At 65.2% G+C, this 18,278-nt stretch carries 20 protein-coding genes; 7 read left to right on the forward strand and 13 right to left on the reverse strand.

What is annotated here, in order from left to right; translation table 11 throughout:
- The first annotated feature begins 21 nt into the window (after positions 1–21).
- Positions 22–531, forward strand: coding sequence for a hypothetical protein (locus RT323_RS00235; RefSeq protein WP_313403989.1), 510 nt, complete (start codon positions 22–24; stop codon positions 529–531).
- Positions 532–699: 168 nt separating this feature from the next.
- Here RT323_RS00235 and RT323_RS00240 read toward each other — a convergent pair whose 3' ends face one another.
- Positions 700–900 carry a helix-turn-helix domain-containing protein gene (locus RT323_RS00240; protein WP_313403991.1) on the reverse strand — a complete coding sequence of 67 codons (201 nt, stop codon included), beginning with the start codon at positions 898–900 and terminating at the stop codon, positions 700–702.
- Between the two features lie 199 nt (positions 901–1,099).
- On the opposite strand from RT323_RS00240, the gene RT323_RS00245 reads away from it, so the two are divergent.
- The 3 genes from RT323_RS00245 to RT323_RS00255 all read left to right on the forward strand — a co-directional run bounded on the left by RT323_RS00245 (position 1,100) and on the right by RT323_RS00255 (position 4,241).
- Positions 1,100–2,104 carry a DUF4192 domain-containing protein gene (locus tag RT323_RS00245; protein ID WP_313403993.1) on the forward strand — a complete coding sequence of 335 codons (1,005 nt, stop codon included), beginning with the start codon at positions 1,100–1,102 and terminating at the stop codon, positions 2,102–2,104.
- A gap of 828 nt (positions 2,105–2,932) precedes the next feature.
- Positions 2,933–3,157: a hypothetical protein gene (locus tag RT323_RS00250; protein WP_313403995.1), complete on the forward strand. Its 225-nt coding sequence runs from the start codon at positions 2,933–2,935 to the stop codon at positions 3,155–3,157.
- Between the two features lie 346 nt (positions 3,158–3,503).
- Positions 3,504–4,241, forward strand: a complete 738-nt coding sequence (locus RT323_RS00255; RefSeq protein WP_313403997.1) for a hypothetical protein — start codon at positions 3,504–3,506, stop codon at positions 4,239–4,241.
- 277 nt (positions 4,242–4,518) lie between these two features.
- Here the strand turns inward: RT323_RS00255 and RT323_RS00260 are convergent, their stop codons facing one another.
- The 5 genes from RT323_RS00260 to RT323_RS00280 all read right to left on the reverse strand — a co-directional run bounded on the left by RT323_RS00260 (position 4,519) and on the right by RT323_RS00280 (position 8,011).
- Positions 4,519–5,193, reverse strand: coding sequence for a hypothetical protein (locus RT323_RS00260; RefSeq protein WP_313403999.1), 675 nt, complete (start codon positions 5,191–5,193; stop codon positions 4,519–4,521).
- Between the two features lie 123 nt (positions 5,194–5,316).
- Complete coding sequence (locus tag RT323_RS00265) at positions 5,317–6,528, reverse strand: hypothetical protein (RefSeq protein WP_313404001.1); 1,212 nt, start codon at positions 6,526–6,528, stop codon at positions 5,317–5,319.
- Between the two features lie 92 nt (positions 6,529–6,620).
- Positions 6,621–6,917, reverse strand: a complete 297-nt coding sequence (locus RT323_RS00270; RefSeq protein ID WP_313404003.1) for a hypothetical protein — start codon at positions 6,915–6,917, stop codon at positions 6,621–6,623.
- Between the two features lie 108 nt (positions 6,918–7,025).
- On the reverse strand, positions 7,026–7,580 hold the full coding sequence (locus RT323_RS00275) for a hypothetical protein (protein WP_313404004.1): 555 nt from the start codon (positions 7,578–7,580) through the stop codon (positions 7,026–7,028).
- Positions 7,581–7,594: 14 nt separating this feature from the next.
- Positions 7,595–8,011: a single-stranded DNA-binding protein gene (locus RT323_RS00280; protein WP_313404006.1), complete on the reverse strand. Its 417-nt coding sequence runs from the start codon at positions 8,009–8,011 to the stop codon at positions 7,595–7,597.
- 173 nt (positions 8,012–8,184) lie between these two features.
- Between RT323_RS00280 and RT323_RS00285 the strand changes: the two genes are divergently transcribed.
- Positions 8,185–8,946: a hypothetical protein gene (locus RT323_RS00285; RefSeq protein ID WP_313404007.1), complete on the forward strand. Its 762-nt coding sequence runs from the start codon at positions 8,185–8,187 to the stop codon at positions 8,944–8,946.
- 532 nt (positions 8,947–9,478) lie between these two features.
- Here RT323_RS00285 and RT323_RS00290 read toward each other — a convergent pair.
- Positions 9,479–9,748: a CRISPR-associated protein Cas2 gene (locus tag RT323_RS00290; protein ID WP_313404008.1), complete on the reverse strand. Its 270-nt coding sequence runs from the start codon at positions 9,746–9,748 to the stop codon at positions 9,479–9,481.
- A gap of 110 nt (positions 9,749–9,858) precedes the next feature.
- Here RT323_RS00290 and RT323_RS00295 point away from each other — a divergent pair, with 110 nt between their 5' ends.
- Positions 9,859–11,244 carry a hypothetical protein gene (locus RT323_RS00295; protein WP_313404010.1) on the forward strand — a complete coding sequence of 462 codons (1,386 nt, stop codon included), beginning with the start codon at positions 9,859–9,861 and terminating at the stop codon, positions 11,242–11,244.
- 227 nt (positions 11,245–11,471) lie between these two features.
- Here the strand turns inward: RT323_RS00295 and RT323_RS00300 are convergent, their stop codons facing one another.
- The gene (locus RT323_RS00300; RefSeq protein WP_313404011.1) at positions 11,472–12,038 is read right to left on the reverse strand and encodes a DUF1269 domain-containing protein; all 567 of its coding nucleotides are present in this window, start codon (positions 12,036–12,038) and stop codon (positions 11,472–11,474) included.
- Between the two features lie 175 nt (positions 12,039–12,213).
- On the opposite strand from RT323_RS00300, the gene RT323_RS00305 reads away from it, so the two are divergent.
- Positions 12,214–12,579 carry a hypothetical protein gene (locus tag RT323_RS00305; RefSeq protein ID WP_313404012.1) on the forward strand — a complete coding sequence of 122 codons (366 nt, stop codon included), beginning with the start codon at positions 12,214–12,216 and terminating at the stop codon, positions 12,577–12,579.
- 309 nt (positions 12,580–12,888) lie between these two features.
- On the opposite strand, the gene RT323_RS00310 is transcribed toward RT323_RS00305, so the two are convergent.
- The 5 genes from RT323_RS00310 to arcC are packed head-to-tail and all read right to left on the reverse strand — an operon-like array spanning position 12,889 to position 18,270.
- Positions 12,889–14,382, reverse strand: a complete 1,494-nt coding sequence (locus RT323_RS00310) for a YfcC family protein (protein ID WP_313404014.1) — start codon at positions 14,380–14,382, stop codon at positions 12,889–12,891.
- A gap of 15 nt (positions 14,383–14,397) precedes the next feature.
- On the reverse strand, positions 14,398–15,912 hold the full coding sequence (nhaC, locus tag RT323_RS00315) for a Na+/H+ antiporter NhaC (protein ID WP_313404015.1): 1,515 nt from the start codon (positions 15,910–15,912) through the stop codon (positions 14,398–14,400).
- A 1-nt stretch (position 15,913) separates the two neighbouring features.
- On the reverse strand, positions 15,914–16,057 hold the full coding sequence (locus tag RT323_RS00320) for a hypothetical protein (protein WP_313404017.1): 144 nt from the start codon (positions 16,055–16,057) through the stop codon (positions 15,914–15,916).
- A 9-nt stretch (positions 16,058–16,066) separates the two neighbouring features.
- Complete coding sequence (locus tag RT323_RS00325; protein ID WP_313404019.1) at positions 16,067–17,329, reverse strand: arginine deiminase; 1,263 nt, start codon at positions 17,327–17,329, stop codon at positions 16,067–16,069.
- Positions 17,330–17,355: 26 nt separating this feature from the next.
- The gene (gene arcC, locus RT323_RS00330; RefSeq protein WP_313404020.1) at positions 17,356–18,270 is read right to left on the reverse strand and encodes a carbamate kinase; all 915 of its coding nucleotides are present in this window, start codon (positions 18,268–18,270) and stop codon (positions 17,356–17,358) included.
- Positions 18,271–18,278 lie beyond the last annotated feature (8 nt).

The raw sequence follows: 18,278 nt of genomic DNA on the forward strand, positions 1-18,278 counted from the left end.
GCATTTGCACGCGACGTTCGCATGAAGGCAGTACACGCACTGACCGTTACAGTCTCAACTACCAGCGAGAGGAGCCGGGCTGTGTGGACCGAACTGTTAATCGGCGCTGCTGGCGGCCTCGCCGCGACGGTCTTCAACCAACTGATAAGTACCTACCGAGAGTCTCGCGACTCGTCGAACGCGGCTTTGGACGCTCTGTACGGGTACGCCGACACAGTCAAAGCCCACGCAATCTGGATCGAAGAACGCCACAGCATTCAATTCGGAACGATCGAGGACAGCACTTTGGCGGCTATAGCAGAAGCTCGCCGCGCGGCGCTGCCTTACGTGTCTTGGCTCCAGCCGGACGACCGGTCGAAGCTGCTCTCCCTAGCGAGGCCCGACGTATACCGGGACGTAGCCACCGATGATCCCAACAGAGCTGCCGATCAGTGGTGGACGCACGCGGACGAGATATCGAAGGCGGTCGACAGGGCTCGGCGACCGAAACGCGCCGTCCCTTGGCGCAGTCGCCATTTCGCCAAGGCATAGCCCCGCAGATCGGGCTTCTCACCACTCACGGGTAAGGATCACTGGTTCAAACCCAGTATCGCCCACCCACGAACACCCCTGAAATCCCAGTGATTTCAGGGGGTTTCATTTTGGCTCCGTGGGGCACACGTGGGGCAGGACCTGTCCGATTTTGGCCGATTCTGACCGTCACCAGTCGATCGCGGGGATGCGTCGGAGGGCGCCTTCGAGGTCTTCCAGACGGATCCTGATCGGGCGCCGGCCGCAGTGATAGGCCGGGATCGTTCCGTCACTGATCCGCCTGCGGACGGTCTTCGTGGAGACCGAGAGAATCTCCGCGGCTTCCTCCAAGCTCACGTACACCGGCAGCTTCTTCTTCGTCGTGGTCATCGTCGGACTCCTCCATGTCGTGGATCGCGCGATCTCGCATCAGCCGAGTGCGTGTCCTTGGTCACTTGCTGACCGGACTTGGCCTCGCGAGTTCTCCTCTGTGAGGTGCTCCCCCGGACGCATTGCCTGCCCGCCTGGACTGCGCGAACACACCTGTTCGACACGAGACGTCCGTCTCCGGTCGAGCAGGAGGCAAGCCATGAAGATCTCGGTGCGCTCGCACGACGAGCTGTTGGCGGCAGTGCCGCACATGTTCGGGTTCACGCCGCACGAATCGCTCGTGCTGTATCCGTTCGCGCCGGGGCTGCCTCGGGTGCGCGTCGACCTGCCGACGTCGCAGACGGCACGCGGCGACGTGTGGGAGTCCCTGGAGGTCCCCTTCGGACGTCACGCGAGGCCGGGTGCCACGGTCGCGATCATCTGCCTGACCACGGATCGGTTCAACGCCGAGCGCGCGAGTGAGGACCTGCGCAGCCGGCTGGAGTCCATACATGTGGCGTCCCCGTTGCGGCTGTGGGCCGATGACAACCAGTGGTGCGACCTCGACAGTCACGAGTCCGGCCAGCGCACCGGAGCAGCGCGCACGCGGATCGATGCACAGATGGTCGCCGCCGGGCACGCGCTACCGATCGCCAGCCGCAGCGCCATGGCTGCCTCACTCGTCGGTGACCGAGAGCCGATCGCGCGACTCATGCCCGCGGCACGGACGGCGTCCGCGGCGAGCGATCCTCCGGCCGAGCACGCATGGACGATGGAGCGCTTGCACCGGTTCCATGCCGACGGCAACGCGCTCGATGATCTTGACGCGGCCCGGATACTGCTGGCGGTGACTTCGGTCCCGGTCCGCGACAACGTCTGGGAGAACATCAGTGGCCGAACGGCGCAGTCGCATGTGGCGTTGTGGACCAACCTCACCAGGCGGGCACCCGATGACGTGCGAGCGGCACCCGCGACGCTGCTGAGCTTCGCAAGCTGGATTGGCGGCGACGGAGCCAAGGCATGGTGCGCTCTGGACCAGGTCCCGAACGCGCAGGGGTACCCGATGGCCCGACTCATGTCCGCCGCACTGACCGCCGGCGTCAACCCGAGCGAGTGGGAGGTGCAGGCCGCCCATCTGCACGACATCAACGAGCTGGCCCGAAGCCTGGCGCGCACACTGCAGACACCTCAAGGGCCGCTCAACCGTCCAGCGCCCGAGATGTGATCCGAATGCCCATCAACCAGTCCTACCGCCGTCACAGCCCCCAGAGCGCTCTCGAGCGCCGCCTCGCCCGACTCGTCACCGCGCGACCATGCAGATCCGCATCAACGCGGGTTGACATCGTCGAATCCAAGGTCGAACTCGATCCCGCGCAGGGAAGATGAAGCGAGCGGCTCCCCCAGGTACGTACGACTCCTTAGTCCCTGTGATCCGGCGGCGTGGGTCCTTCCGGACACTTAGGACGCACAGGACCTGGGGCCGCGCGTGACTGTAGTCCGCGCTCGTTGGCGCCGCGAGCGTTGGCCTTTCCGTATGTAGCGTGTCGCCGGGATGGAGCGACCACTGTGGTCCACCATTTCTCAGAAGCGCGAACCCCCGCGGGCTATGACGAGGATTCAGGTGACCATCAACACCGAGACCATTGGAGCGTTGACTGCTGCCGTTGCCTCGCTCTTGGGAGCGGCAGTGGCTGTCAACCAATTCACACTCCCGACGCGCCTTCGACGACTTGAGCAATGGGCACGGGAGGCGGGCGATGGATTGCCTCCCGGGTCACGCGCGGAAACACTCACCGCTATCCGGCTATGGGCCGCGGCTCGTCTCGTGGGAGGGACATACGTCCCTGCCCGCTACTTCGCTGAGGCTGCACTCTGGGTCGCATTGGGCCCGGCGCTCGCCGCGCTGTTCGTTCCTTCAGGGGAGTCGCGGTGGCTCTTACTTGCATTCCCATTCGCCGTTGCAGTACCCGCGAGGCGCGGCATCCGTGTCTTTCTCGAGCGGCAACGAATAGTCCGCCAGTTTCTCATCGGCGAAGACCTAGACCCTCCCCGGTTGAGGACGATCGATCAGATGGAGGGCGGCCTTCGCCGCGAGTTCGGGTTCGCGGTACTCATCTCGGTAGGCGTGTGTCTGATCGGCGGAGCTGCAGGCTGGCTGATCGAGGGCGAGCGGGACGGATGGTTTCTCCTGCCTGGCATGAGCGGTCTCGCGATGCTCTTCATCGCGCAGACGTGGCTCATGGGTCAGGCCGTCCGACCCCCCTCTCAGCTGCCGTGAGCGTGAAGTGAGCTGACCACAGCTTCCTTGTGGGATCCTCTAGCAGCGGCTATCCCTTCATGTTTGACCATGCATGGGCATGCTGGGACCGCGGTCGAGCGGCTTGAGTCATTTCACCTCCAACAGCGATCCGGCGGGCGTCGTACCGCCGCGAGTCGGACGCACGGACCTGTCGAGCCGTGTAGGGAGTGGGCGCCCGTGTGGTCAGCACGGCGGTCGAGGGGACGCTGTCGCACCGGCCTCATTGCAGCGCAGCGCATCGATGACGCGCTGACGCCGCCGAGGGGCCAGCTGAGGCGGTGCTCCGCGGTGACGGCCAGGTTCGGAGTACGGCAGAGTTCTCGTCGTGACTGACTATCCCCTGGTGCCGTCCGAACTCGAGCAGTTCTTGCGAGGCGGCATCGACCTGGAGAGCCGAATCCTCGAAGCCGGCACCCGAGTTCGCGAAAAGTCGAAGGTCGCCTTCGGTGAAGCGCTGCTCGATGGTCGGCTCGCCATGATGAGCGTGCTCAACGTCCTGCTCAAACTCGGCCCGACCGCGGGTCTCCAGCCGGGTGCCGGGGAGAGCGAAGCCCTCGGCCTCATCGCAGCATTCAGCCAAGGCACATTTGCGACCGAGACTCTCATCTCGGAAGGCCAGTACATCAAGGCGGCGGCTTCGCTAAAGCAAGACCTGGAAATGCTTGCCCGGCTAGGCGAGATCCGTGAGGACGCCCAGCACAAAGGCACCAAGCACGTTCCGAACGTCAAGTTCGCGCCCGCAGGAGCGGGGCGCATCTACGGCGATCTGAACGCCGTCGCCCACGTGGCGCGCCCAGACCTCATCAACCTACTCCTCGAGCGCAAACCACTCAGTGACGAGCACGCGGCGATCGGACCGATCCCTGCCTTCGTCAAAGAGGCCGCGGTCGAGCTCTACACCGTTCATGTCTGGCTTCTGAGCGAGGTCTGCCGCGAGCTGCTGCGGCTCTACGAGTCCGCCTGGGACGAACAGGACGGCCAGCAAGCTGAGCTGGCGATGAAGTTCTGGCTCGGCGCTGCCCACAGACTGGTCACCGACGGCGTATTCACTCAGCCGGGGTAGCCCGGCTGCTGCCCTGCCCAGGGCGTTAGGAAACCGCGCACGGGCCGCACATACGAAAAGGCGCCACGTCACACCCTCGGCCTCGCCTCGCGGTGGTGCCGCTTCTTCACGGCGCGCCCTCACCAATCTCTTTAGGACCGGTTACGTCAGCGGCGACGGACCGAGGCAGTGTCTCGACGCCGCGATTAGCGCGGCGCTGCATTCCGAATCTGCCGCGATGCGACTGGGTCGCAGACCCGCGTCATTCCGCCGCGTTTGGCTATCCGCGAACACCGACTCACTCGTTTGCGGTGCGATGTGCGCGTTGGCTCAAGTCAGACCGAGGGCGCAGCCCATGGATCAACGCAAACTCGACGACGAGTTTCGCACCAGCTTCAGCGAGCTCGTAGATCCAGCCGTAGGCAATAAGTACTTCGTCGTCGCTTTTGAACCTCGGCGAGGATTGCCATGACATCGCCCTCTCTCGATCATCCTCAACGCGCATGCCGGCATAGTGCGCAAGCTGGCTGGGATGCGCGTACTTGCTGAGCCGGTCGTAGAGGAGGCGGAAGTTGCCAATGCGATCATTCCGGTCGGCGTAGCTCGTCATCTTCCCGATGGGCACGCCGTGACCATCTGGATCACGCCACAAACGTTCTGCCTTGTCTGGGTGATCGATCGCGTAGATCAGTGCTGCGCACTGTTCGGCGTAAGCTCGAATCAGCGTGTAAGCGGCGTGGGGATTGGTCGCTTCGCAAGCGCTCACAGCGGCCTCGTGGAATGACTGAAGTCTGGTCACCATGCCCCAAAGAACCATGTCCATCAGGGTGAAGTCGCCGGCGCGCGTCACGTTGCGAGCAGCGGCGAGGATCAACTCCCTGCCCTCGGAGGCGCGCTTCTGAGCCGAAGGAATATCGACGATACCTAGGGTCGCGGGCCAGTTCAGATCACTTGTGCTGTCGTGTTCGGTCACGCAGTCTACCTACCATGTTGCCTAACTTCGTCTACTTTCAACGGCGTCAATCTGCGTCACTTCGCCGCCTTGGACGCATGACCGATTGCTTACCAAGAGACACGCGAGGCGTGATTGCGCCACTCAAAAGCTGATCATGTCGGGACGCATGCCGCTCGGGGCGTCAAGTGCCATTCCTAGCTGAAGCCGTGTCGTCGGCACGCTGGTTCGGCGCGGCATCACCGGGGAGGGATGACAGAGAGTCGTACGGAAGTTCTCGACGACGTCGTGACCCATCGAGGTGGTTAGCGGCACGAAGGCATCCTCGCGCTGCTTGATCAGACCCGCCTTCGTCTCGTCGAGGCGTGGTTGCGGCACCCGTAAGAAGTAGAACTTCTCGTGGGTGGCTCGCACGAACAGACCAGCGAGCCGGTCTTCCATCTGGACGAACAGGTCGTCGAGCATGTGGGCATCTACCCAAGCCGGGAGGCTTGGTCCGAGGCGCTGGATGTGGCGAGCCAAGACCGCGGCGTGAGACGCGGCACTTCGGCCGTCGCCGAGGTTGCCACCGATGTCACGCGTCCGGACGACCAAGCTCCTGAAGGTTTGTGCCCGTTCACGCCAGGCGGCAGCGAGTGAAGGATCCGTGGAGGCGACGGCCGCCGCAGCAGCGGTGGACACGATTCGTTGTGACTCGAGCACGATCCGGAAGTTCCGGATGCTCGGGATCTCGTTCAGTGCGGCCAGCAGGTTCCGGCTCCCTTGGATGACGCCGGCGAGTCCAGGTGGCAGCGGTCCAGGAACCAATCGAGGCGACGGTCGCCAGCCCTCCGAGTCGACCGAGTCGTCCAGGTCGTACTCGAGGCGGAGCAGTGCGCAGTCCTCCGCAGCGAGGAGAAGCCGGCCGGGTGAGGCGAGGGGCTCCCAGCCGGGCACGTTGCCGTACCTCTGGTCCAGCGACACCACCGCTCTCACGACGGCGGCGGCATCTTGAATGACGGTGGCGCACTGGGCGTCTGTCAGGTGGCCGTAATCGATGCCGGCACCGAAGTCATGCTCGCCCAAGGTCGCCGCTCGGGCGGCCCTGCGCCACGTGTCGACCAGTGCGTTCCCCACTGGGTCGGCGATCTCATCCAAGCTCGGCAGACCATCGCGCATTGCCGCGAGCGTGGCGCGGAGTCGGTGCCGTAACTCCTCGGCCACGTCCCGGTCTTGATCACGGACTCCACCGGCGAGTGCATCGCGGGTGGTAGCGGTGACGGCTTGGCGACACCAGACCAGCACTGACCGTCGGTAACGGCGGATCTGCCGGCCCATCGCCTCCCGCTCATCCGCGGTGCTGGTCTCGGGCGTCATCCCGATTGGGCCACCCAGCCGGTGCTGGATGCGGTGGTGACGCAGGAGGGCTGCGAGTTCGGCTCGCAGCGCGTCGCTGTTCGGCCCATACATCAGGACCGGTCGCTCTCCCGTGCCGCGAGCAGCATGTCGTGGACGAGTTCGAGCTCCAGAAGGTCAACACCGAAGCCGCCGAGCGTCTCGATCGCGGTCTCCGCGATCCCGAACAGCACGTCACGGGCCTCCTGGGGTGGCGGGGTGATGCCTGGGGCGATGCCGTGGTGGAGCCAGTCGAGCTGGAGCAGTACTCGTTCGTACTCGATCGAGGCGGCCTCAGTGTGCGCTGCGTCAGCGAGGGCGGCGACGGCAGAGCGGGCCTCAGCCAAGGCAAGCGCGTGCGCGAGAAACATCAGACCTCCTCGGACGGGTGCTGGTGCCACCGTGGCGCCAACAGCCCCGCTGGCGTCGACGTCGGCTGATCCTGTGGACGGGCTGGGGTTCCCGGCGTCGTCTGTGGATCAGGCGGTGGCGGCGTACTGGCCTTCGATCCGTTGTCGAGCTTCGACGTCCTCGATGACGAACTGGACGAAGTCGGCGGTTCGGTCCTCGATGACGGCCTCGAGCGAGGCAACCGCAGGTGGTTCGCCGGGCCAGGCGGTCTGGCGGGTGGGGCGGTCGCGGTCGAGCTTCGTGCCACAGGTCGACACCCACTCGCGCAGCCGGTTCCGGACATCGGCAAAGTCGCGCATCCACGCGCACGGCGCCGAGGCGGATGCGTCCGGGTCGTAGGAGTTCAGCCAGTGCGTGTGCAGGGCGGACAGTTCCCACACGAGCTCGTCGTGTCGGTGCCAGTAGGGCGGCACGACAGTCGGCGGCAGACCGAACGCGTGGCGTAGCCACTCGACCCACGCATTCAGGTCGAGCCACTCGGCCTCCGCCTCGTCACAGGTCAGGATGTTCCAGTTCACCGGCCGCAACAGGCGGTCATCGAAGGGTGTCCGGAAGTCCTCGGGTGCTCCGAGATCATCGGGGTCCGTCCCGCCCAGGATCGACTGCTGCCATGTGGTTGCCATCGTCGTCACCGGCCTCAGAGCCCGACCACGTTCGCCGGGGCGTTCACCACGGACATCTGGTCGGTGGGCGGGTCCGGTTGATGCGACGGGCTCCGGTCGATTGCGTACCGCGTGCGAGCGCAGTCGTGACCGACCCGGCGGGCCACGAACTGCTCGCGCTCCCCCGAGCCGGTCTCGTACGCGTGGACGTAGCCCGACGCGACGAACTGGTCGCCGACCTTGAACCGGGCGTACGCGCGTTCGGCCGTCTTGTTGAACATCACCAGATCCACGAAGACGGGATCGAGCTTGGTGAACGAGCCGTCTGTCTCCTTGCGGAACTGTTCGATGCCGGCCCGCGCGTGGAACCGGGCCACGCCGGTGTCGGTCAGGTTCAGTTCCGGCGCCGTGGCGATGAACCCGTGCAAACTCAACTGGGTAGGGATCGTCATGATCACTCCTGAGTCCGGGCGAGACCTGGGCGGACTCGCATCTACTGCTCAGGTGTCGACGGCACACCGCCCAGACCGATGGGAACACATGTTCGAGACCGGCTTACGCTGGGCATGTGGGCGCGAATCCAGGACGGCGGGACAGGTGGCCGCCGTATCGGTCCGTCCGGTTGGTGCTGGTGCGCCGCCACCGGCATCTGGTCCCGACCATCGCCGCCGCCGCCCAGCGGGACCGGTGGATCAACCTGACCCTTCGCAGCGGTCTCACCGAAGCCCAGGCACAGACCGTGATCCGGTCAGAGTCCTTCGGCCCGTTGACCGCCGAGCTGCGACGCGCAGATGCGCATCACTTCGACGTCGAAGTCCTCCTGCCCCGGCTCATTCGCTGCCGTACGCTCGGCGACGCCGCCGACGTCGGAGCTGTCCTCGTCAGCCGGCTCCGCCATACCGTCACCGACAGTTCCGGCCACCGCGCGGCACCCGACTTGGTCGCCGGGTTGATCCCGGCCGCACGTGGCCCGATGGACGCCGACATGCGCGAAGCTTTGGACGATCGCGCACACCTCATCGCGGCCCGGTCTCGCGCCTTGGTCCAATCCGCCATGGAAGCCCGCGAACCGTGGCTGACGAAGCTCGGGAGCCCACCCGAAGGACCGCCGGAACGCACGAAGTGGCTCACCGCTGCCGCGACCGTCGCCGCATACCGGGACCGGTGGCATGTCGACGGCTCCATGGTGACCGGTCGGGCGGGCAGCGACCTTCAGCGGCTCGAAACGGCCCGCGCGTCTCAAGCGATACGTCAAGCCCGTGCCGTCGCAGACACTGCAAGACCAATAGCCGAAAGCACTCCCGCGTCCGGGTCACGGCTTTCTCGTAGATCCCCAGCGTCAGACGTTCTGGCCGACATATCCACAGTTTCGGCGACTCACTGGTGATCCGGGGAGCGGCCACGTACCAGTTGTCAAACGGCGAAGGAGTTCCTCATGATCCACCTCTGCTTCGGACTCGTCCTCGCGGCCCACACGGTGCTTCAACGCCACGCGCCTGCCAACAAGCTCTTGCACGCCGTGCGAGGATCTTCCCGGCCACAGTGGATGCCAACCGCCACGTTGGTCGCCGGCCTCGGCTACTTGTTTGCGTCCTACGCAAGTGCCGAAATCGTCCAGGGCGGCGGCCCCGGATGGATGCACCTCCTCGTACTGCTCTTCTGTTGGAACGCGATCAGACTCAGCGCTGCGGGCCTAATGGCCGTACTTCGACAGCTGGCGAGCGGAGCCTTCGTCTTCGTGCGGTCACGAGCGACTCAATAGCGAGCGTCTCGGTGCAGCGGACGGCGACTGCCTCCAACAGTCGTCACTTCCACGAACCCCGCGCGGTCCGACTACCCAGCCCCGGCTTCGAGTCGTCAACGGTGTTTTCCGAGGCAAGCACGGGCACCTACGGAGACTGCGCCAGAGGAAGTCGAGGTTAGAGGTGCTCTTTCAGCCACTTCGAACCTCGCTCGTTGATGCCGTACCAAGCCGCAACCCCAGTGAGTTCGGCAACCAGCAATTCGTCATTGTTGTCGATGAGTTTCACCAGCTCGTCGCGTACCTGCACGCACGTCTTCGAGGTCCTGATCAACCACGTTGAGTCGAGGTGGTGCCAGTAGGTCCCGTAGGCCCTCAGCGCCTCGATTAATTGGTCGTAGTTCTGCCCGGATTTGTTTAGGTCGTATCCGACCATCAGCGTTTTCATCACTACGGTCTCCAAACTTGTCATCGTCCGCTCAACCCATCCTGATGGAGTCCACCGACATTCGAGAGCTTTCTCCTGGTCTGCGAATAGGCGGAGGGAGAATCAACAGGGTGACCTCACGACGCCCGCTTAATGATCGCCAGCTCCAGGCCCTCAACTGGATCGGCGACGGATGCCCGCCGGGGTATTGGCACGACTTCGGCTACAAGACCACTTGCTACGCGCTCGCCGACCGCGGCCTCGCCGAGGTCGACCGTCGGCCCACATCCTGGAGCGCCGAACTGACCGACGCCGGTTCCTACTACCTCGAACACGGGCGCTACCCGGGCTCCTCCTTGGAGGAACTCCAAGCGCGTGCTCTGGCACCCCGGACGGGCAGTCACCTTGCGGTCTCGGCAGCCGAATACGCCTCCGCGATCTTGCTTGAATTGGAGGCTTGCGATGGCACGTCGTTCGAGTTCACTCACGCCAGCTCATTCTTCAATCCCAGCGAGGTCGAGAAGGCCGCAGTCCGCTCGCCGTGGCGCCCGGCCGGCAAGAAACTCGTGCTCACGGCTACCGGCACTTGGGCGGACCGCCGATATGTCGCTCGATTCGAGCACGATCCAGCGGACGACGTAGAGCGGACAGACGTCCATGTGCCTGCTCGAATCACCCGGCTTCATCCCGCGGCTGCTGCCTACCGCGAGGACCCCGACCGCCATGAAGTCACGAAGTCCCATCTCTCGAGGGCCTGTCGTATCGTGCACGCCATCGCTGTCGAGGCAGAGCGGCGCGGGCACTCGCTTTCGTTCACGGCCAGCCCTGGGCGCGATTACAACGCGTTTCGATCAAGTCTCTCCGCTGGCCAGTTCGTCCTAGATGTAGACGGCCATCTGTTCTCACTCCGCTTGACCGAGCTTTCTGCTGGTGGTGGACAGAGAGCGAATTTCCTTGAGGCCCGGTCGAAGGCGCGTTGGCACGAGCCTCGAAACACGGTCTTCGTATCGACCGGCAAGCTCAGCATCGCGATCGTCGACTGGTCATCTCGGACCGGGCGCAGGGAGAAGTTTGCTGATGGAACGCGTGCGACCCTTGATAGTCAGATCGGTGACCTGTTCTGGGAACTCGAGGTCCGCGCGCTTGAACAGGACCAAGTTGTCAAGGACCGGGAGCGAGCTGCGGAAGCACGCTTTCAAGAACACGAACGCACGGTAGCCGCAGCCGAGAAGAGGATGGTTCAAGCTGACAGAGTCACTCAGCTACACGCCCGGGCTGAGGAATGGGCGGAGTACACACGACTTCAGGACTACGCAAGAGCCGTTGAGACCCGAATTGGGCAAGAGAGCAACCCCGAGCCCGAAGCACTGGAGTGGCTCACGTGGTTACAGTCGCACCTAGCTGTGGCCAATCCGTTACACGAGCCACCGACCATGCCTGCTCCGCCACAGTCCTCTGAGGCCAACCTGCAGCAATTCCTCGGAACTCGCGCTCATCATCGCATGAAACTCGATTAGACCGGGTTCCGCCGGAAACGTCACCGCCGTGATCCCAGGCTCGACGCGAATAGGTCGCAGCGAGTCAAGTTCGCAAACGGACTCGAATCTCTGAAATCGGGCCGGACTTGCTCCATGATGAGGTGCCAACCTTCGCGCAGGCAGTCCGTCGGCCACGACACCTCCACGCCGTACGCGCGCCGGAAGGCTCGTTGTCACGTCACGTGCGAAGCCCGGCCCCGCCTGATTCAATCGCTGCTTGGCGAGTCCTTCGCCGCGGCCTTGATGTCAGCTGCCACGGCATCCTCGACGGCACGTTGGACAATGAAGTTGGCTGCGGCCAGGGCCTTGGCGATCTTTACCTCACGGGGGTCGGAGACCAGCGCGACGATGCCCGAGTGCCCGACCGCGATCGAACTCTCCAACTCAGTGGCGATATCCTGGCGATGATGCCGCTCGCGCAACCTCCCGATACCAGCCCCGGCGGCTCCCAGGACTGCTGTGCTCCCCAAGAGGGAAGGCGGGAAGAGCACTCCCAAGGCGATCCCTCCGACGACACCCCACTTCAACCCCGAACGTGTGCTGTGGTCGGTGACCTCCTGCACCTCGACCTTGCCGTCGTCTCCCCTCTTGACCACCACGACACCCTCGATGTCGACCGTGAGCCCGTCCTCCAGGGAGGTCAAGGTCTTGTAGGCCGCCCACGCGGCCTCCGTGTCCGCGAAGTCTGCGACGACGAGGGTGTACGCACCGTCCGTCACGGCGCCGACGATCGCGTCGTCGGCCGGGCCGGTGGGAATCACGTTCTCCGACATTGTCACTCCTTGCTCGTCCGATCGGCGCCGGTCGGGCCTCTCGTCATCCGAACGTGCCAGAACATGTCGTCCTGCGAATCACCCGCTGTGCGTGAGCCCGTGCCATGGACGTTCGGCGCACTGTGGGCCGATGACGTGCAACTCACTACTCCGATGCCTCCCTTTCGGATCCCTCGTGCTCGCGGTCGCGCTGACAGGGTGCGGTGCCGAGAAGAGCCCGGCCATCTGTTCGGACGTCGACACGCTCAAGGTGTCGGTAGATGCGCTGACCGACCGCGACTTCGACATCGACTCACTGACCACCCTGCGGGACGACCTCAGCGAAGTGCGGACGAACGTGAAGGCGGTGAGCGGTGAGGCCCAGAACGAGTACGCCACCGAGTTCGACGCCGTCGCACAAGCTGCGTCATCGGTGGCCACGAGTGTCGAGACCGCCGTCGCCGCGCCGTCAGCTGCCGGCGTCGCCGACGTGGGCCAGGCGATCCAGGCTCTGGGGGCCGCGGTCGAGGCTCTCGACGATACGGTCCGCGGCACCTGTTAGGCATCCACGACATGACGTACGGACCCACCGACATGGTCACCCAGAGAAGCTCCACCGAGGGGCACGGTGCTCATGCCGGGGCAGCATCGGACGGGACGCAAGGTCGTAGGTGTCTCAGGGGCAACGGACGGGCCACGGGCATGAAAACTCCTGACCGGTTTCGCCTGGATCCGCAACGCATCTGGAGCCGGCCCAAGGGCGCGTGACCATCGACGACGGTGATCTGCTCGTCGCCGACGACCCGAACGGGACCCTCTTCTTCCGGGTGCGGTCCGGTCGGCAGGCGCAGGACCACCTAGGCCGGACGGCTCACTCGAGCAACGCCCCCGCCCCCAAGGCCAGCACGCTCAGCACCACCAGCATGGCGAGCAGCGGCCACACCCATTTCAAGTAGGTGCCATAGGGCACCCGGGCGATCGCGAGCCCACCCATGACCACTGCAGACGTTGGAATGAACAGGTTCATGATCCCCGAGGCGCTCTGGTACGCGGTGACCACGAGGTCGGCGGGAACGTTCGCGAACGCCGCAAGCGGACTCATGATGGGCATCGCAACCGTCGCCAGGCCCGAGGAGGACGGGATCAGGAACGAGAGCGGGAGGAAGAGCCCGAACATGACGATCGCGAATCCAGCGGCTCCGACGTCACCGAGTGCCTGCTCCGCCCAGTTCAGGACCGTGTCGGTGATCTGACCGTTGTTCATCACCACGGTGATGCCACGCGCGATACCGATGATCAGGGCGACACCCAGCAGGTCACGTGCGCCATCGACGAATGCGTTCGTCAGCTCGACCTCGCGCATCCGCCCGATCACGCCGATGATGATGCTGAACAGGATGAATGACGCCGTCATCTCGGGGAACCACCACCACAGCGTCGGCACGCCCAGACCGAGGTCCTCCCACGGGATGACGCCGTACATCATCACCGCGAAGGCAAGCCCGAACACGGCGAGGATGGCCTTGTGGCGACCGGTCATGACGGCGCCGCCACCATCGCCGCCGACGCTGAAGTGGGCCTCGTTGTCCTCGCGCATGTCGAACACGACCGATCGGCTCGGATCCTTCTTCACCCGGTCGGCGTACCGCAGGACGAAGAAGATGCCGATGACGAGTGCGACAACCAGCATGACCAGTCGCAGTACCAGGCCCTCGCTGATCGACGTGCCCGCGAAGCCCGACGCGATCCCGGTCGCGAACGGGTTGATCGTCGACCCGTATGTGCCCAACCCGCACCCGAGCATCACCACGGCGGCCCCGGTGAGGGCGTCGTAGCCGGCGGCGATCATCACGGCGATGACCAGGGCGTAGAACGCGAGGCTCTCCTCCGCCATGCCGTAGGTGGAACCGCCGAGGGCGAAGACCGACATCAGGATGGGGATCATCCACCGCTCGCGTCCCTTGAGACGACTGACCAGACGGCCGATGCCGGCCTGGATCGCGCCGGTCCGCATGGTGACTCCGAGGAACCCGCCGATGACGATGATGAACAACGCCACGTCGATGGCGCCGAAGAGGGCACCGCTGTTGTAGTAGCTGATGTTCCCCTGGTCGTCCTCGATGCCGTAGAGCCCGTTGATGGGCGCGGTCAGCGAGTCGGTCACGATCTTCGCCGGGTGTGACTCGACGGAGTGGTACGTACCGGGGACGGGCGCACCTTCCTCGTCCAGCTCGTAGACGCCAGCCGGGATGAGCCATGTCGCCACCGCCATCACGACGATGAGACCGAAGAGGATCGTGTACGCGGACGGCAGCGTGAAGTGGCGTTGCTCCTCGACCTGGGCCGTGGCTTCGTTTTCGGGCATGAGCGTCTCCTCGGGTCACGGCGGTGGTGATGGCACGGGCGTGGCGGGATCGTCCTGCCAGTCCTCGGTGGCCTCGGGGACCTTGAAGCCGATGTAGCCGTACAGGATGTCGAGCAGGGGGCTGAGCAGGTTGAAGAAGCAGAACGGGAAGTAGGCCGCGGTCGAGACCCCCAGTACGCCCGAGATGTAGGCACCGCAGGTGTTCCAGGGCACCAGCACCGAGGTCACCGTGCCGGAGTCCTCCACCGACCTCGACAGGACCTGGGGCGCCAGTCCACGCCGAGCGAACTCCCCACGGAACATGCGTGCCGGCAGGACGTCCGCCACGTACTGGTCCCCGGCGATGATGTTGAGACCGACGCCGCTGCCGATGACGGACGTGATGAGCGTCCCGCGACTCCGGGCCCGCCGGACGATGGGTTCGAGCAGCCGCTCGAGGAAGCCGGCGCGCTCCATGACGGCCGCGAAGGACAGTGCGCCGAGGACCAGCCAGATTGTCGTGAGCATGCTCGCCATGCCCCCGCGGGAGAACAGGTCATCGATCTGCTCGACACCCGAGTTGCTCACGAACCCGGTGGCCATGGCGGCGTACCCAGCCTCGATTCCCGTGGCAACCTTGCCGATCTCGGGGTCATCCACGAACTGGACGACCGCGTCCCATTGCAGGAACGGGGCCAGGATCGCCGCGAACAACGCGGAGCCGAGGATGGAGAGGAACGGCGGCATCTTGAGCACGGCGAAGACGATCAGCAACAACAAGGGCAGAAGGTTCCAGGCGCTGATGCTGAAGGCGTTCGCCAGTGCGTCCCGGGCCTTGTCGGTGCTGACCGCCGCGTCCGGGTCGGCGGCGCGCCCGAGGAAGAAGAACAACACCAAGCTGATGCCCAGGGCCGGACCGGCGGTCCAGATCATGTTCCGGACGTGCTGCGCGACAGTGAGTCCGCCCCCTACGAGCTTGGGCACGAGGACGGTGGTCTCCGAGAGCGGCGTCATCTTGTCGCCGAAGTAGGCGCCGCAGATCACGGCGCCCGCAGCGATGCCCTGGTCGAGTCCGAGCACGGAGCTCATCCCGACGAAGGCGACACCGAGCGTGCCGGCCGTCGTCCACGAACTACCTGTCACCATGCCGACGAGTGCGCACACGATGGCGGCGGTGACGTAGAACCACTGGGGACTCACCAATCGGATCCCGTAGTCGACGACGGTGGGAATGGTGCCGGCCATGTTCCAGGTACCGATGAGAGCGCCGACGGCCAGCAGGATGAACACGGCGCTCATCGCGGCTGTCACGCCGCCGACGGCCGCCTCGGCCACCGTCGCGACGGTGAAGCCGTTCTTGAAGGCGATCAGGCTGGCGAACGCCGCACTCAGCAGGAGCGCCACCTGGAGCGGCCCGTCGGTCGCGCTCACCCCGAACAGCACGATGGTCAGCGCGAGCAGTCCGATCAGGACGACGATCGGCAGCAGTGCATCCAGAAGCGTCGGCCGGCGAGGAACGGACTCCGGCGGTGACTCCGTCGCGGTGGCCATATCACTGCCCGATCGTCACATCTACGGACGAGTGAGCGCCGACTTCATTGCCCCGGTGGTGCTCGGGCCCACGTGCGTACGCGAGCAGCACGACGAGCAGCACCACGACGATCGGGACCACGATCCACGCACGCATGTCGCTCATGTCGCCTCCCTAGATCGGGTCGCGCACGATCGGGCAGGTCATGCAGTGACCACCACCACGGCCTTTGCCGAGTTCGAAGCCCTCGATCGTGATCACCTCGACTCCCGCCGCCCGCATCTTCTCGATGGTGTGGGTGTTGCGTTCGTAGGCCACGACGACACCGGGCTCGACGGCCACGACGTTGTTGCCGTCGTCCCACTGTTCGCGCTCCTGCTGGTAGGCGTCTCCACCGGTCTCGACCACCGTCATCTTGTCCACGCCCATGGCGTCGGCGACCGCCGCGAGGAAGTCCTTCTCCTCGGTGACGTGGAACTTCGCGCCTGACGTCCCGGGGCGCAGGCTGATGGCGCGCACGTTGTCGACGACCTTGGGGTAGAGGGTGACCTTGTCGCGGTCGAGCATCGTGAACACGGTGTCCAGGTGCATGTGGGCGCGGTCCTTCGTCATCACGACGGCGATGACCCGTTCCGCCCCGCCCGAGTTGAACAACTGGTGTGCGATCTGCTCGATCATCCGTGCCTGGGAGCGCTCACTCATCCCGATCAGCACCGTGCCGTTGCCGATGGGTTGCACGTCGCCGCCCTCGAGGGAGGACTTGCCGAAGTCCAGGGCGTTGAACCGCCCGTCATCTCCCATCGGTGGGTACCAGTACTCGAAGTCCGCCTCGACGAACATCGGGTGGTAGCGGTAGATCGCGGCGACGTTGTAGGCCTCCAACCGTCTGGCCGGCCAGTACATCGGGTTGATGGACACTCCCCCGAAGATCCAGCACGAGGAGTCGCGCGTGAACAGGGTGTTCGGCAGCGGAGGGAGCACGAACATGTTGGTGTCGTCGATGGCGGCGCCAGGCAGGGAGGTGGAGCGAAGCCGTCCGAGGTCGAGCCCCGACTCCGCCACGGTCAGACCGCCGATGAGATGGGTGGCGAGCTGGTCCGGCGTCATGTCCCCCAGCGCGGCTCGCACATCGTCGACGAGCGAGAGACCGACGGTCCACTCCGAAACGGCCACCTCGATCAGCCGTTCCCTGCCTTTGTCACTCGCCGCCAGCGCCTCCGTGAGGAGGTCCTGGAGCAGGTGGACCTCGACCCCTCGCTCGCGCAGCCTCGCCACGAACTGATCGTGCTCGTATTGCGCCCGCTCGACCCACAGCACGTCGTCGAAGAGCAGGCCGTCGTGAGTGGTCGGGGTCAGGCGCTTGAGGCTCAGTTCCGGCCTGTGGACCATCACCTTGCGCAGCTTCCCGACCTCCGAGTGAACCCCGAATTCGACCATGATCATTCCCTCCTTCGGCAGGGGCGTCAGCCCACCACCACGTGTGTTCCGGACGTTCCGTCGACGATGGCGCCGATGTGGTCGAGGGCACCGATGGCGGCGCGTTTGCCGGTGGCCTCGACGAACCGCGCCGCGGCCTCGACCTTGGGCCCCATCGACCCTGCGGCGAAGTCGAGCTCACGCAGCTCGTTCACCGTGATGCGGTCGATGCGCGCCTGCTGCGGCGTTCCCCACCCGCGGTACACAGCGTCGACGTCGGTGGCCAGGACCAAGAGGTCGGCGTCCACGTTGGTGGCGAGCAACTCGCTGGCCAGGTCCTTGTCGATCACCGCCTCGACACCGACGAGCGTGTGCTCGGACTGCGGGTCGAACATGACCGGCACTCCTCCGCCGCCGGCGCAGATCACGAGGACACCGTGGTTCAGCAGCCCCTTGATGGACAGGATCTCGAAGATCCTGACGGGCTCGGGCGAGGGAACCACCCTGCGCCAGTACTCGCCGTCCTGCTTGAACGCCCAAGGTTTCTCGCCTGCCAGCTTGTCGGCCTCCGCCTGCGTGTACACCGGACCCACGAACTTCTTCGGGTTCTGGAACGCGGGGTCATCGGGGTCCACCTCGATCATCGTCAGAAGGGTTGCCAGCGGCTGATCCGCATCGAGAAGGTTGCCGAGTTCCTGCTCCAGCAGATACCCGATCATTCCTTGGGTCTGGGCTCCCAGGAGGTCGAGAGGGTAGGGCTCGACCTCGGTGTACGCCGCTGCCTGCAGCGCGAGCAGGCCGACCTGGGGGCCGTTGCCATGGGCGAGCACGAGCTCATGGGAACGGGCCAGATCGGCAAGCGCCGGCGCCGCGAGGCGCACGTTGGCGCGCTGGCGGTCAGCGGTCATCGGTTCGCCTCGCTTGAGCAGCGCATTCCCACCCAGAGCCACGACAGCACGCATGATCGGTC

The sequence above is a fragment of the Aeromicrobium sp. genome (assembly GCF_032084975.1).
GTDB lineage: Bacteria > Actinomycetota > Actinomycetes > Propionibacteriales > Nocardioidaceae > Aeromicrobium.

Excerpts from the sequence above, each read along its gene's own strand:
- RT323_RS00235 (WP_313403989.1), top strand. The coding sequence starts at position 22 with ATGAAGGCAGTACACGCACTGACCGTTACAGTCTCAACTACCAGCGAG.
- RT323_RS00240 (WP_313403991.1), bottom strand. The coding sequence starts at position 900 with ATGACCACGACGAAGAAGAAGCTGCCGGTGTACGTGAGCTTGGAGGAA.
- RT323_RS00245 (WP_313403993.1), top strand. The coding sequence starts at position 1,100 with ATGAAGATCTCGGTGCGCTCGCACGACGAGCTGTTGGCGGCAGTGCCG.
- RT323_RS00265 (WP_313404001.1), bottom strand. The coding sequence starts at position 6,528 with ATGACGCCCGAGACCAGCACCGCGGATGAGCGGGAGGCGATGGGCCGG.
- RT323_RS00270 (WP_313404003.1), bottom strand. The coding sequence starts at position 6,917 with ATGTTTCTCGCGCACGCGCTTGCCTTGGCTGAGGCCCGCTCTGCCGTC.
- RT323_RS00275 (WP_313404004.1), bottom strand. The coding sequence starts at position 7,580 with ATGGCAACCACATGGCAGCAGTCGATCCTGGGCGGGACGGACCCCGAT.
- RT323_RS00280 (WP_313404006.1), bottom strand. The coding sequence starts at position 8,011 with ATGACGATCCCTACCCAGTTGAGTTTGCACGGGTTCATCGCCACGGCG.
- RT323_RS00290 (WP_313404008.1), bottom strand. The coding sequence starts at position 9,748 with ATGAAAACGCTGATGGTCGGATACGACCTAAACAAATCCGGGCAGAAC.
- RT323_RS00300 (WP_313404011.1), bottom strand. The coding sequence starts at position 12,038 with ATGTCGGAGAACGTGATTCCCACCGGCCCGGCCGACGACGCGATCGTC.
- RT323_RS00310 (WP_313404014.1), bottom strand. The coding sequence starts at position 14,382 with ATGCCCGAAAACGAAGCCACGGCCCAGGTCGAGGAGCAACGCCACTTC.
- nhaC (WP_313404015.1), bottom strand. The coding sequence starts at position 15,912 with ATGGCCACCGCGACGGAGTCACCGCCGGAGTCCGTTCCTCGCCGGCCG.
- RT323_RS00320 (WP_313404017.1), bottom strand. The coding sequence starts at position 16,057 with ATGAGCGACATGCGTGCGTGGATCGTGGTCCCGATCGTCGTGGTGCTG.
- RT323_RS00325 (WP_313404019.1), bottom strand. The coding sequence starts at position 17,329 with ATGGTCGAATTCGGGGTTCACTCGGAGGTCGGGAAGCTGCGCAAGGTG.
- arcC (WP_313404020.1), bottom strand. The coding sequence starts at position 18,270 with ATGCGTGCTGTCGTGGCTCTGGGTGGGAATGCGCTGCTCAAGCGAGGC.